At 46.4% G+C, this 13,122-nt stretch carries 12 protein-coding genes; 11 read left to right on the forward strand and 1 reads right to left on the reverse strand.

The window, feature by feature from the left end:
* Positions 1-20: 20 nt before the first annotated feature.
* The 11 genes from EHO57_RS13890 to EHO57_RS13940 all read left to right on the forward strand — a co-directional run bounded on the left by EHO57_RS13890 (position 21) and on the right by EHO57_RS13940 (position 11,455).
* Positions 21-797: a hypothetical protein gene (locus EHO57_RS13890; RefSeq protein ID WP_135698357.1), complete on the forward strand. Its 777-nt coding sequence runs from the start codon at positions 21-23 to the stop codon at positions 795-797.
* The gene (locus tag EHO57_RS13895) at positions 797-1,021 is read left to right on the forward strand and encodes a hypothetical protein (RefSeq protein WP_135698358.1); all 225 of its coding nucleotides are present in this window, start codon (positions 797-799) and stop codon (positions 1,019-1,021) included. Before EHO57_RS13890 ends, EHO57_RS13895 begins: the two co-directional genes overlap by 1 nt.
* Positions 1,011-2,816 (forward strand): glutathione S-transferase family protein, encoded by a 1,806-nt coding sequence (locus tag EHO57_RS13900; RefSeq protein WP_135698359.1) that lies wholly within the window; start codon positions 1,011-1,013, stop codon positions 2,814-2,816. The genes EHO57_RS13895 and EHO57_RS13900 overlap by 11 nt, the downstream gene beginning before the upstream one ends.
* 57 nt (positions 2,817-2,873) lie before the next feature.
* Entirely contained in the window at positions 2,874-3,299 is a 426-nt protein-coding gene (locus EHO57_RS13905) for a hypothetical protein (protein ID WP_135698360.1), read from the forward strand.
* Between the two features lie 19 nt (positions 3,300-3,318).
* Positions 3,319-3,993, forward strand: a complete 675-nt coding sequence (locus tag EHO57_RS13910; protein ID WP_135698361.1) for a hypothetical protein — start codon at positions 3,319-3,321, stop codon at positions 3,991-3,993.
* Positions 3,994-4,037: 44 nt separating this feature from the next.
* Positions 4,038-5,723 (forward strand): hypothetical protein, encoded by a 1,686-nt coding sequence (locus EHO57_RS13915; RefSeq protein WP_135698362.1) that lies wholly within the window; start codon positions 4,038-4,040, stop codon positions 5,721-5,723.
* A 35-nt stretch (positions 5,724-5,758) separates the two neighbouring features.
* On the forward strand, positions 5,759-6,151 hold the full coding sequence (locus tag EHO57_RS13920; RefSeq protein WP_135698363.1) for a hypothetical protein: 393 nt from the start codon (positions 5,759-5,761) through the stop codon (positions 6,149-6,151).
* Positions 6,152-7,663 (forward strand): hypothetical protein, encoded by a 1,512-nt coding sequence (locus tag EHO57_RS13925; protein ID WP_135698364.1) that lies wholly within the window; start codon positions 6,152-6,154, stop codon positions 7,661-7,663.
* Positions 7,660-9,414, forward strand: a complete 1,755-nt coding sequence (locus EHO57_RS13930) for a hypothetical protein (protein WP_135698365.1) — start codon at positions 7,660-7,662, stop codon at positions 9,412-9,414. The genes EHO57_RS13925 and EHO57_RS13930 overlap by 4 nt, the downstream gene beginning before the upstream one ends.
* Positions 9,415-9,507: 93 nt before the next feature.
* A complete protein-coding gene (locus EHO57_RS13935) occupies positions 9,508-10,560 on the forward strand; it encodes a hypothetical protein (RefSeq protein WP_167882918.1) in 1,053 nt (350 codons plus the stop codon).
* Between the two features lie 52 nt (positions 10,561-10,612).
* Positions 10,613-11,455, forward strand: coding sequence for a patatin-like phospholipase family protein (locus tag EHO57_RS13940; RefSeq protein WP_135698367.1), 843 nt, complete (start codon positions 10,613-10,615; stop codon positions 11,453-11,455).
* Position 11,456: 1 nt separating this feature from the next.
* Here EHO57_RS13940 and EHO57_RS13945 read toward each other — a convergent pair whose 3' ends face one another.
* Positions 11,457-13,058 carry a phage portal protein gene (locus tag EHO57_RS13945; protein ID WP_135698368.1) on the reverse strand — a complete coding sequence of 534 codons (1,602 nt, stop codon included), beginning with the start codon at positions 13,056-13,058 and terminating at the stop codon, positions 11,457-11,459.
* Between the last annotated feature and the right edge of the window lie 64 nt (positions 13,059-13,122).

Here is a 13,122-nt window from a genome sequence, read left to right on the forward strand (position 1 = left end):
CATTCCCGTTGGAGTAAGTCGTGTCCGATCTTAAAGAAGAAGAAACACGTCGTTCGTCCAACCCCGAAGAAGGGGCTATTTTAGTCACTTACGCTGCCCCACCTGAATTTGCCGTTGTCGACTACTTGCAAAAGGTTCTTCCCTGTACTTCTCTTTCGGAACGCAATATCGACGTTCCGGTTATTACCGGACATCCGCTGTTTCAAGAAGGCATCTCAGATAAAGGGAATGATCGATTGTTTCCAAAAATTGGTGTCGAATGGGTTCAGGATACCTTTCAAAATTATGTTGGTTTAAACGAACGGGAATTTAAGTCGAACAAAGACTTCATCGATTATTTGGATGAAATCAAAAAGCTTCCTGATACTCGAAGAATGCCTTCGAACCGTTTTATAGAAGCATTTGCTCGCCAGAAATTCCTACAGGAATTTTCCAATACCGTTTCTAGCGAAGTAATCATTTGCGGGTTTGCCTCGGGTGGACCGGTAGGAAGAAAGTTGTCTCAGTGGATGTTCGAAGCCGTTAGCTCACTGTTGCTTCCAATGACCCATGATTTACCGCATCTTTGGCCTGGTATAGGAGTAATGCTTCCGGAAGCCGCCGTCACTAATCTGGAAACCAAGGACTTTGGAGCTCCAATGTGGGGCTTCGAAATAGGTATCCGAATCACACAAACCAGATCGATTTTCAGAACAAAACCGTCATTTCTTTTCCCCGATATAAATCGGTTCGACGTACATTTGAAAAATAGTCGGACCCGCCTTGAGGGCGAATTCGGATTAAAGGATTATCACTGATGTCTACTGATTCACCTGCACCGGAAAAAGGAAAAGCTCCCACGCAACCAAGCTTACCAGTAACGAAATCTGGTGATGCAAAAGAAACTCCTGATTCCTTTCTTCTTAAAAAGGAAAACGAACTAGGCCGTGTATTATCCGACAGGTTCCGAGCTCTTTTCTTCCGCAAGTTGAAAGGAAGCAAAAATTACGAAGAGGCATGGAAATCGATCAATGGGAACTAGAGCAGTTGAATTCTTAGGAAGGACTTTTACACGTCCGGGAGCTCATGGAGCCTTCCGGACTCAGCCAGGAAGTGCCAGCGCTTCACCTGACCTTAACACTATGGTTATCATTGGAGCAGCAGATAATGGTTGGGACGCCAATGATATCAACCTCCCATTTTCCCAAAGGGTGATGGAATTTGGGGCTGCGGATGAATCGAAGGCCGTTCTATCATCCGGAAATTTAGCGGATGCAATAAACAATGCTTTTAAGCCATCTAAAGATAGTCGCTTTGCTTCGGGGCCGACGCTTATTCGAGGTTTGAATCCAAATCCGAATGTTGCCGCTCAAGGAACGGCACTTTCCATTGATCCGGCAATTTCTCATGCCTTGAAAGCGATAGTTCCCGGCCCAAAAGGGAATCAGATTAGATTTCGGATTTCAAATGGCGGGACAATCATTCAAGTTGGGGATGCAGTTAATATTCAACAATCGTCTCCTCTCAATGCTAGTGACCTTTCCATTGAATATACGGGCGATGCTACGAGTGCAATCCTAACATTCGATGGGGCTACTGTTGGGGTTGCTTTGAACGGACAAACGGATTCGACTCAGGGCTTCTCTGCTTTAGTAAAAACGTACGAAACAATTGGCGCTCTCGCAGCTTACATTAACTCATTGCCAGGCTATTCCGCGACGGTCCTATCTCAGCCTGACGTCAAATCCATAGATTTAGATCATATCCTTGTTGCCGATGCAGTGGATATAAAATCTGCGAAAGTCATTGGTTCGCTACTAAAACGTCAAGAGGCCTTTTTTGCGGGTCAGGGTTTAGCACAAATCGTCGCAGCAACTACAAGGAAACCTCTGGCTGACATGTCCGTGTTCACCTATTTGTCTGGCGGAGCAACAGGGGTAGCTACGACTCAGAAGTGGTTAGATGCCCTTGACTTAGTTTTTGATACCGCACAAGCCAAAGGGTTTTACGTCAACGTTTGTACGGACGATGAAGTCGTTCGTCTTTACCTAGCTGATAAGGTATCCAAAGCCAACTCTGTTTCTGGATCGGATGAAAGATTTGCTGGAGCGGGACTAGATACTACCACTAGCATCGACTCCAGAATCACGGACATTAAGACAACAAACTCGGAATATGTAACACTAGGCTTTTCCCCGGTAACTACATACGCCGCAGATAATTCGACCAGGAGAACCTTTTCTGGCTGGATGATAGCGGTATTCCACAACGCCATTAAGGCCTCGGCGAACGTTCGCGAAGCCGCCACGAACAAAGATTTGAATATTCTGGATGCGCCCGAAGTGCTTACAGCAACGCAAATAACTAAAGTGCTTCAGGCAGGAGCGTTAGTTGTTACGCGCAAACCAAATTCAGGACCCTTTAAGATTGAATTTGCCCTGACGTCCTATCAGGCAGAAAACCTAATTCTTAATCAGTGTTCCACCGTTTGTACGGCATTAGCCTTGGTAAAGGATTTTAGAGAATGGCTTAACGCCACGTATCTTGGGGAAGTCCCTACAGATCCGGAGGCTTTCGGAAGCGGCTTAACCGATGCGGATATCAGGACTGCGGTCACGCAACGCTTTGACAACGTTTACATCCGCCAATTCGGTTGGTTAACCAGGAATATCTATACGGGCGAAGGCGCTTTTGATCGGAATTTCCAAATCAAACGGGACGGAGACGCGATCTACTTCATTTTCAAGGATGGAAAGCTCGTCACCCCAATGAACTTCATGTTCTTCCTCATCGGACTGGATGTTGTCCGAGGAACAAGCACAGGATCCGCTTCCTAACGGCGAAAATTCTCAGGAAAGAACCTCCGATAAAGGTTTTTTCCTGAGAATGAGCGCATGAGTTCAAGACCAAATCCAGCGGTAATCACTGGTAACGACGCCCTTGTTAAATGGAATGGCACAACTGCCGGCTTCCTAAAGAATATAGAACTAAACGTAAACAATCACGTTGAACGTATTCAGGCTTTAGGGCAGAGAAAGCCAAAAGGTTTAAAATCTCTGGACTGGCAAGGATCCCTTTCCGGTGAGTTTCACATCCTGAGTACACCACAGGATGGAGTTGTTTCGATAAACACGCATGACGACGACCACGCCGATGATTTGTACGACATTCTTATCATTGAAAAGAAAACGTCCAAACGTGTTGGTTTGGCAATCGGAATGGTGAATACAGACGGCTTCAGCTTAAGTAACAACGAATTCTCTGGAAGGAGAATTGAGTTGGAGCTATTGGATTGGGAACCGATGGAAGGATTCAACTAAAATCATTTAGGTATTCGCAATGAAAATTCTAACCCCCAATCGTAATATCACTATAAGTGCCACTTATTATGGAGAGCGGACCGACTTTAAAAAGAAAAAGTTTTCCTTTGATGTAACGATAGCATATCCGCAGACCGTCGATGACATTGATATTGGGATTGCAAAACGGCTTGGTGGAGCAGCCCTCGAGTCGATCCGCAATTCGACCTACGGTTATATTCTAGCCACTCAAACACTCAACCAAATCATAGAAGAACTACCGGATGAATTTGATGGTATTCGAAACTTCGAAGAGTTAGATGACCGAGAGTTTATAGTTGAACTTTATAATAGTTATTCTAAACAAGAAGACGCCTTCCATGAGGCGATAAAAAAAAATCGGCACGCTGGAAGCCCTGAAGGATCCGGAAACCGTTCTCGATCTATTCCTGATGAAGGAGATGAAATTACTTCCGAGGGGAGTCCGACACCTAGAGGACCTGGAGGTGCATCAGAAGAAGTTCATAATGGAGGCGATGGGAGTTCTGGACTTCCGCATGATCCAACTTCGGATAAGTCTCCTAAGGGAACGCGAGGAGGTAAGGAAAAAACCAGCACTCGAATTCCTAAAAGATCTGAATCAGAATCTGGTCAGTATCCTGAAGGAAGAGGGAAAGCATTCAGAAGACAAGCTGATCCAAATGGGGGAGTCTAGGCGAAAGGAGCTCCTAGACCAAATCGAAATACAACTAAGACGCAATGGCGGATGATAATAGCCTTGATATAACAGTCCATGGAAAACCCGATCTAAAAGACGTTGATCGTGAGTTTGATCGGATCGCAAAAAAAGCGAAAAAAGGGATCAAGGTTAAACCTCAAGCTGAGGGAAAAAGTCCGCAAGGAAGGAATCAGTCATCCGGCAAGGAATCCGCGGCTAAATCTTATGGTCGTGGGGCAAACCTCGCATCAAAATCAGGAGCAGATGGTTCGGATCTAGATGAAACCGCACGCGGTGGTTTCTTTGATACTGTCGATCGCAAGATTGATACTATTCGCGAATTACGCGACAAGTTCCGAAAAAAAGGATCTCCTGAGAATGAAAAAGGCACAGACTTAGCAGGCACTAATGGTGCAGGAATGCTCGGCAAGGCCACAAATTTCCAACGTGCTGATATAAAGATTCAGCACGCGAAATTTGACAAAATGAATCTTCCTTCGGGCGTTCCCGGTATGGGGACTGGCCCCGGTCCTGCGGCGGGAGGAATTGGCGCAACGGGTTCAACAACTTCTGCAGCGGGGGCAGCTTTACCAATTTTGGGGGCTGGACTTGCGATTGCAGGAGGAGTTTTAAAAGTTATTTCTGCGGTGGGCGAGAGATATACGCAAGCCGTAATGTCTCAATCTTCAACCTTCGGAGCAACCGGTGGTTACGTGAGCGGTGGCGGCGGTTTTTTCCGCAACGCAGATGTCGCACAGGCAAATCTTGCTCGAGGACGTGTTACGGGAGAAGATATCTACGGAAAAACATCGGCAATGTTCGATACCCAAACGATGAAATTCGCTTCGTCTCAAGGGCAGGGTATTGCGGAAGTTGTCAAAGAGCTCGAAACACTTCGTAAAGAAAATAAACACCTGGATATTGCGTACGTACGAGGTGCCGCAAAGGCGTCCGGCTTCACGGGAGTTCGCCAGGGTGAATTCTTAAGTAAACTCGCGCAAATTTCCGAGACGCTAAGAGGACAAGGATATTCTGGAAATCCGGAAGCCTTCGCCCGCTTTGCTGCTGGAATCTCGCGGGGGGATCGGGATATGGATCCCGGAAGGCGATTATCTCTGGCAGAACAACTCTCAAACCAAGGAAGACAAGGTGTTTTTGGAGGAGGAATTTTTGGTTCCTTGGGGATGGCGCAAGCGCTAAAGGGGGGTGGAGACTTCTTTTCTGCACTGCGTGAAATGGAAGAGGATCCTGGAAAATTCATGTCCGCCGCGATGGAGCAACTGGACGCAAAAACGCGGGGAATTCTCGGAAAAATGAACGGAGGAAGTTTCACTGAATTTGAAAACTTGAAATTTAAGCCAAAGGACATCGAACGCGATAATAGCGAGATTAAAGCCGCAAGTATTAAAGCACTCGAAAACCAAAACGAAAGTGAACGTCTCTTTTCAGGGAAAGGCGGACAAGCGGCAGCGCAAATAGGTTACGATTTAAACGAGCAGATGAGAAACATGTTTGAAAAACATGAAAAGTCATTTACTAGTGTCGCCACTGGAATCAATAAATTAGAGGAAGTAATGGTTACCAAAATAGGCGGCCAATTGGATTCCCTTATTACGATGGTAGAGAAATTGGCTTCCGGAGACATTTCGGGTGCCCTTGCTGAAGTCGGGAATGCGCTTCTTTCCCTTGTTAGCCCAACCGGTTTGCTCGTACGAACAAAAGGTTAAACTCCGATACCTCTAATGTCCATAAAAATGGACCTATGGAATTTCACCGACTAATCATCCAACTCCTCCAAAGGACTGCCAACGCTACCGAAAGCGAAACTGAACATATTGAAAACCAATACCAGGTTCAGCAACCTCAAGTGCTGACACGGCTCATTACGAAGACCGATAACCTTGTTGTTTTTCCAATTCCGGCAGGCATCACTTTCAAGTATGTACTTATAAAAGCATCCTATAACCAAGAAGATACGGCTCTAGCAAAAAAGGAAGGTGACCTGGCTCCCATTGCTATTAGAAGGGATGGAGCAACAGACGATCAAATTCTTCCAGACGGGTGGATTGCCTGGGGAGGAAACATCGTCAACCTCCAAATCTCAACACCATACGAGACTAACAAAGTTAAGGTCGAAGTTTTTCTCGGCGCCTAAATGAAAATCTTCGATTTCTTCTTAGGTGGTATAGCACCGGATGTTCGATTTGGGAAAGGCGGCCCGCGCCTAAAGGCTTCTACGTCCAGTATTGACATCCGGCTTCCCGATGATTCTGATTTTGCCAATGCCCGGATTGCGGATCCTCAAGGTCCAAATGACGCGGTTTCATTGCAGTTCCTTCGAGAGAATGTTCTTTTAAACTGGTCTACCCCGGTGCAAACAATATCAGCATTGCAGGCAATCCCATCCATCGACAGAAAGGATAAACAAGTACGTGAAGTCGAAGACGAAGAGGCCTTCTACCAATTTGACGCCCAATCTATAGCGGCAGTTCCTTTTGCTGGGGATCCTTCCAGAATTATCCTGCCAAACGATATCTCATTGCCTGCCCCCGGGCGTTGGATCAAAAGCTCTTCGCGAGCTCAAAACCATTCTCAATTGTTAGGCAATGCCATTGGAAACGACCATCCCCAATACCAACTGCGCTCGGAAAAAAATAATCCGTCGGGCTTTCCAGGTTTGTCAGCAGATATTGGAAACCCCGGGGTCGAATTTGTTTCTGATAATTCAGGACAAATTGTTTCAAGATTAAGATCATTGGGGACCGCAGTCCGGACCTGGTTTTTGCCTGATAAAAACGGAACCCTTGCAACCGATGAAGTTTTTACCCCTGCAACCGATTCTATCGCTGGCGCGAAAGGGCTTGTCCCAGGCCCAGCGGCTGGAGACCAAGAAAAGTTCTTGGGAGCGGATGGTACCTGGAAAACAAATTACGGATCTCTAAAGAATAGCCCGGTTCAGACTTCTAATTATACCGCTTTAAAATATGAAAGGGTAATCGTCGATTGCTCATCCAATTCGATCGTAATAGCGCTACCTTCCTCACCACCCGACAACGCCGTTGTCGGGATCTTGGACGTTGAAAACAATTCCGGTTCAATCCCTATTGTTATCACTGGAAACGGAATCAACATCGAGGATGAACCCGACGACTGGCAATTAGATTTGGACGGCGGTTACTGGGAGCTCGCGTTCTCATCTGAAAGGAATTCGTGGTACTTCTTAGAAATTCCGGCATATAACAATGTCGCTGGAGCTGGGAATGTAAGCGATTCTCCATCGTTCACGGAGGTGGCCATTGCGCCATCGGCCCGCGCAACCAAATACTTAGTCGATCAGAGTAGTCTATCGACATTGCAAAGTATCCTTCCGTCTCTTGCCGCTCAATCTGGAATTGGTCACGCACCTACGAACACATTGAGAAAATGGTCTTGGTTCGAAGGTATTACCGATTCGGCCGGGATTTGTATTATCAATACAGGTCTTGGCGCGAATATCCTTGCTGCTTTCGGATACGTAAGCGACGCCTTAGGGAAATGGTTCCAAATTTCAGCATCTAGCGGAGTAGAGTCTGTTTATTACGACGACTCCGGTAATATTTCAATACAGTTTGCAAGCTTCCCAGCCTTTCAAAATAAAAACGTCCGCTTTATGGTAGAGCATAAATGAAATCTTTCAAGAATGATTTTCTCAAAGATAATACTCTTCGCGCATATATAGACGGAGCTGTAGCAAACGAGATATCTGATCGACAATCCGCAGTGGGAGATTTGCAAAATCAAATAGATACCCTTTCTACAGCGGTGGGGAACGATGTAGCTACATTAGAGTCCGATTTATCGGATGAGATTGCGGCCCGAACGAACGCCGTTGCTGGGCTACAGGGTGACATTAACTCGGAAGCGACTACCAGACAGAATGCGGATTCCAGCTTAACGAACAATCTAAACAACGAAACAATTGCAAGACAAAATGGTGATGACGTTAATGCTGCCGCAATAGCGGCGGAAACTCTGGCTCGCCAAAATGCCGATGCAGCGTTACAAACCGATATAGAAGCGCGGATTCCTAATTCCGAAAAAGGCGCCGTATCTGGGGTGGCAACGCTAGGATCAGACGGACTTTTATCGATTTCGCAAAGACCGCCATCCTCAGGAGGGGGTGGAGGAGGCACAGGGAGTATCGTCTGGCAGGAAGGCGCGGTATCACCGCCTTCAGGGGTTTATAATAACTGGGCCGACGTTTACGCGCAAATACTTGCCGTTCCTGGTTTAAAGACCGTCGTGGTCGATAGTGATGTTTCCCTTTGCCATGTTCCAGCGGGAACGTTCGACCTAACTGGCGTCATATTTGTTGGTAAACGCGTCCCCGATGGAATTTTCAGTCCAACCGCTAATTTAAGGTTCGACCCTGGAGCCGTCCTTTCCCATCTGCCGGAGGAAATTCATCGCGTCATCTTAGAAGTTAACCCTTTGTCGGGAACACCCCTTTGGACTTCCACTGGAAACACAACGTTAAAGCTCGTTGATTCACAAATCCTTAGTAAGGGAACCGAAAGTGCATTACTCATTGCAGCTAGCCATTATTTATCCTTGGTTCTTGATAACTCCTCATTGGATAACAGCTCAACCACCTATTCTCCCATCTTCAATATAGTTGGAGGTTTAATAGTTTTTGCAAACTCCGGGACAACGAAGGTTGGGAATGATTGCTTTCAAGGCGCCGGACAGGCGATCAGTATCATCGGGGGGGGATGGAATTCATATACCAGTGGAAAAATCTGGGGTTCACAATCTGCTTTCACTGGGTCAGAGTTCGCATTGATGAGTCGAACTGCCTACGGGATTGTTTACGATAACGCCATTGGCGGGGATCAACACATTGCGGCAACCATACTTGAAAATGTGATCCGCGAAATCAACCCAAAGAAAACCGGCCGATTGGATCAGAAAGGGACAATCTTAACCGGTGACGGATCCAATGGTTTAACCGCCAAGGCTCCTGGTACTAATAAAAACGCAATTATTTACGACTCTTCCACCTCTACCGGTTTCGCAGATGCACCGTCGTTAGTAAGTCCAGGAATGAAAACTGTTCCGGACTATATCCGTCAATCTTCACCGGCCACTCCGCTCCTTTCGGCCGGAAGTCAATCTCTGGATTGTTCAACTGCGAATCTTTTTAGGATCACCGGTGGAACAATGACTCTGACGCTGACAAACATGGTAGAAAATGAAGTTGTAACAGTAAAGGTTGAATCAACCGGATCGGCGTATGTCATCACATGGGCCGGTTATACTTTCGAATGGCAAGATGGTATTGTTCCTTCCCCAACGAGCTCTAGCGGAAGAAAGGATCTGTACACCTTTCAAATGATTGGTGGAATAATTTCCGCTGCCTGCATAAAGAATATGGCATAGATCACCGTGTTTATCCCTTTGTCCATGCGAAAGACCAATCCCCCTGTCCTCACGCTTTCGAGCTGGTATCCCACAGGAGGAGTCAACGGATCAGTGCTTTGCGCAGTTTTATCCGGTTCGACACTTTTTATCGGCGGAAGTTTTACCCAGGTAGCCGGAGTGAACCGGAACAATATTGCTGCCATAGATGTAAATACCGGAGCATTGCTTTCCTGGTACCCGTCCGGCGGAGCCAGCTCACAAGTAACCAGTATGGTCTTGAACGGGACCAGTTTATTCGTTTCCGGAGCCTTCACGACCATTGGCGGTTCGACTAGAAGTGGAATCGCAGCGTTGAATCCATCCACCGGCGCGGTTTTATCTTGGTATCCGACCGGCGGAATGAACATTCCAGGGAATAATACTCTTCGCTTTCTTGGGGGTGTCCTTTACGTTTCTGGGAACTTTACGACGATAGGAGGTTCCACGAGAAATCGACTGGCAGCGTTGAATCCTTCAACGGGCGCCGTGTTATCTTGGTATCCGACCGGCGGAAGTAGCGTTCCTTTCAGCGATATGGTCCTCATTGGATCGGTTTTGATAATCTGTGGGCAATTTACGACCATTGGTGGTGTAGCGCGAATCGGGATTGCCGCGGTCGACGCGAGCACAGCAGCAGTGTTATCCTGGTATCCAACCGGAGGATTGCAAACCCCTGCAAGCGGGAATTCGTATGGGAGCGCCCTGTACGTAGATACGGTAAATCAAAGATTAATCGTCACGGGTCCGTTTGGATTAGCGGGGGGAATAGTGAGAAATGGCCTTTGCGCTTTTGATGCGTCCAATCTAAGCTCAGCGGACGTTCTTTCTTGGTATCCTACGAATGGCTTTGGGACTGGTTCCCCATCCCATGTGTTGATGAATGTGGGAGTATTAAACGAATCCCTAATCTTTTCAGGCGTTCTGAACTCTTATTCCGATCGGCCAACCAATGGTCTTGTCTTGGCGCAACGAAGCACCGGCCAGTTGATAGCAACGATCGAAGCGGTCCCGACAGCCAACATTGGTTTTATCGTAAATGGCTCCTCGCTAATTATCTTTGGAAGTTTTTCTTCTATCAACGGACAAACAAGAGCAAATGTTGCCCAGTTCAGTGTAACTAGCTAAAAGTCACCCGATACGATCGCTTTTCAATACTATTCCCATAAGAGGGAGAACGATGCGTAAAGTAGGTTTGATATTTGCAGGCGGTGGCGCAAAGGGAAGCTTTTCTGTGGGAGTAGCGAAAGCCTTTAAGGAAGCTGGCGTTAACGTAACTGTAGTTTCAGGGACTTCAGTTGGAGCAATTGTGGGTGGTTGCTTCGTTACCAATAAACTTTCCGAATTAGAGGCCGCTTTCGGTTTCTCCAAGGGAAAGGAATCGTTCTTCAAGAATTGGAAATTTCCTCGCCTCTTCCGAGCTTATAAAAAACGAGCTCTCTTTGATAACTCACCAATAGTGAAACTAGCGAGAACCATTCTTTCGGAAGATGACTTTAGGGGCTTAACTATCAAATTTGGTTGTGCCGCTACCAATATCGAAACAGGTGACCTAGCAACTTTTTCTACGGAAACTTTGCCTGGTCAAATGATAGACGCCATCCTTGCGTCGGCCGCACTACCTCCAGCTTTTGTACCGGTAAGGATTCAAAATTCAACGTTCGTCGATGGTGGCTTACGCGAGGCAATCCCTGCGAAACTTGCCATCGACCTAGACCCTGCATGTGATGAGTATGTCATCATCCTTCCAACGAAGGGGATGTTGGGAATTCCAGATAAGAAATTCGGCGATCTTTCAATGGGAGAATACGCCCTTCGACTTTTTGATATAATGTTCAGCCAAATTTATGAAGGGAATTTAAACACCGGCTTAAGCAAATATTGGGCGGAAGCTAAATTTAGAATCATCGAACCAGAATTCCAAATCGTCCATGACACATTAGATTTTGATCCCGGTAGAGCGTTAGCATCGATTGAGGAAGGATACCGCCAAGGAAGAAAGTTCATTCTAAATCCTAGGTAGCTCAAAGATCGAATACTAAGTCAGAATCGACTTCCTGCGGTTGCTCTTCCACCGGAACCGGATCGTCGGCTTGAAAGGTATCTTGAGCTCCATTTCCCTGAGAGGAGTTTGCAATGATTTGGTTGTAGACTTGCATAAACTGCGGGTTCAATAGCATCGCTCCAGCAAACTTATAATCTTCCTCGCTCCCCCCATATAATTCGGCCATTTTTTCGGATAGCTTCGGTTCATCTCTTTTGATCCGAACTTCATCGACCAATTTTAAATACTGTACCTCATCCTTTTCTTTGGCCATCTTCTCTTTTTCATCTTCCGGATCTTGGCCAGGAAAGAAAACGACGATACCGTGAAAATCCTCCCTGAATTCCCTTATCGTATTAAAGGTATGGGCGAAATATGAAAGTATCGATTTCTTTGCGCGTGTCATCGAATGAAGGCTCTTGTCCATTTGGTTCGCTTCGGATAAACTTTGGGAGCCGATCAACCGTAACCCAAGTTCGGCTTGGTCCATGCCGTGACTCATTAGTACAAAGGAAACCATCCATTGCATAAACTTTTCGTAGATGAGATCATTGGAAAGGTTCAATGGAGTCCATTTTACTTCGCCCGCGCTAGTGGCTAGGATTGGCACTTTGTGCGAATCGTCCTGTCCCGAGACCATTTCCTCCCATTGCATTTCCAGTGCGTCTAAAGAATCTGGGGATAGGTCGGCCTGAACGGATAAGAAACCGGCAGGTGGCTGACGAGTAAATCTTGATCGGTTAAATCTGGTCGTATTAATTACTCCAGACATGTCCAGCATGCACGCCTCGAGCGGTGAAAATCCAAATCCACGCATGTTTACGTCGGACAAGTGATTCTTATGGGGCCACAGGATCTCGTCCGGCCCGAAAGTCTCCACTGGATTGTTATCTACAATCTGAACGAATGCAATGGACTTATCACCCTTATAGCCTTTACGGGGATCCACGGGGTAAATTGTTGCCGGATCCAGATAACGCATTTCGATCAATTTCCCGAAAGCGTTCCTTACTAAATAGAAAGCGAGACCATCTATTGTAAGCGTGTCTCGGAGCATCATCTCGAAAACTGGGAAGAGATGATCTCTTCCGGACCAGTTCTCTACAAGATCGCCCATTTTTTCGAACCACTTCCCGCAGGCCTTCATCCGGGCAGCGGTTTCGTCGTCTATTTGTGAATCTTCATCTTCGGTCCTAAACCAAAGGCCTTCCTTCTTGGAAATATGAGCAAATTTATGAAGTTCATCAACCCGGTTTGTATGAATGGCGGAAATAAGGGATGTGCTGTAGGCCGCTAGCCTAAGTGTATCAGTAGGGATTCGACCTATTGGTCGAAGTAAAACACCATCCGCAATGTTTTGAACTTGGTTATATGTATAGGTGGGATTTTTTCTGCCTGCGACTTGATCCGAATTTACCATTCCGAAAAAAGATTTTGCCATTTGAAGTAAGCGCTGATTGACAAGTTCTCCTTTGACAACTCGTTCATCCAAAATAGCACCATTCTTCGACGCGAGTCGCTCGCGCTTTGCTAAGTTCTTTTCATAATTTTTTCCACGCGGTCTTCCGCCAGTGCTTACCATCCGGTAATCATGAATTTTTTTCTCTTATCGGAAGGGTTTTTCCGGGTTTTTCCAAAGGGAAAAC

Origin of the sequence: Leptospira langatensis (genome assembly GCF_004770615.1) — a bacterium.
Lineage (GTDB): Bacteria > Spirochaetota > Leptospiria > Leptospirales > Leptospiraceae > Leptospira_B > Leptospira_B langatensis.

Coding starts and splice junctions, on each gene's coding strand:
- EHO57_RS13905 (WP_135698360.1), top strand. CDS start 2,874: ATGAGTTCAAGACCAAATCCAGCGGTAATCACTGGTAACGACGCCCTT.
- EHO57_RS13920 (WP_135698363.1), top strand. CDS start 5,759: ATGGAATTTCACCGACTAATCATCCAACTCCTCCAAAGGACTGCCAAC.
- EHO57_RS13925 (WP_135698364.1), top strand. CDS start 6,152: ATGAAAATCTTCGATTTCTTCTTAGGTGGTATAGCACCGGATGTTCGA.
- EHO57_RS13930 (WP_135698365.1), top strand. CDS start 7,660: ATGAAATCTTTCAAGAATGATTTTCTCAAAGATAATACTCTTCGCGCA.
- EHO57_RS13915 (WP_135698362.1), top strand. CDS start 4,038: ATGGCGGATGATAATAGCCTTGATATAACAGTCCATGGAAAACCCGAT.
- EHO57_RS13910 (WP_135698361.1), top strand. CDS start 3,319: ATGAAAATTCTAACCCCCAATCGTAATATCACTATAAGTGCCACTTAT.
- EHO57_RS13940 (WP_135698367.1), top strand. CDS start 10,613: ATGCGTAAAGTAGGTTTGATATTTGCAGGCGGTGGCGCAAAGGGAAGC.
- EHO57_RS13945 (WP_135698368.1), bottom strand. CDS start 13,058: ATGGTAAGCACTGGCGGAAGACCGCGTGGAAAAAATTATGAAAAGAAC.
- EHO57_RS13900 (WP_135698359.1), top strand. CDS start 1,011: ATGGGAACTAGAGCAGTTGAATTCTTAGGAAGGACTTTTACACGTCCG.
- EHO57_RS13895 (WP_135698358.1), top strand. CDS start 797: ATGTCTACTGATTCACCTGCACCGGAAAAAGGAAAAGCTCCCACGCAA.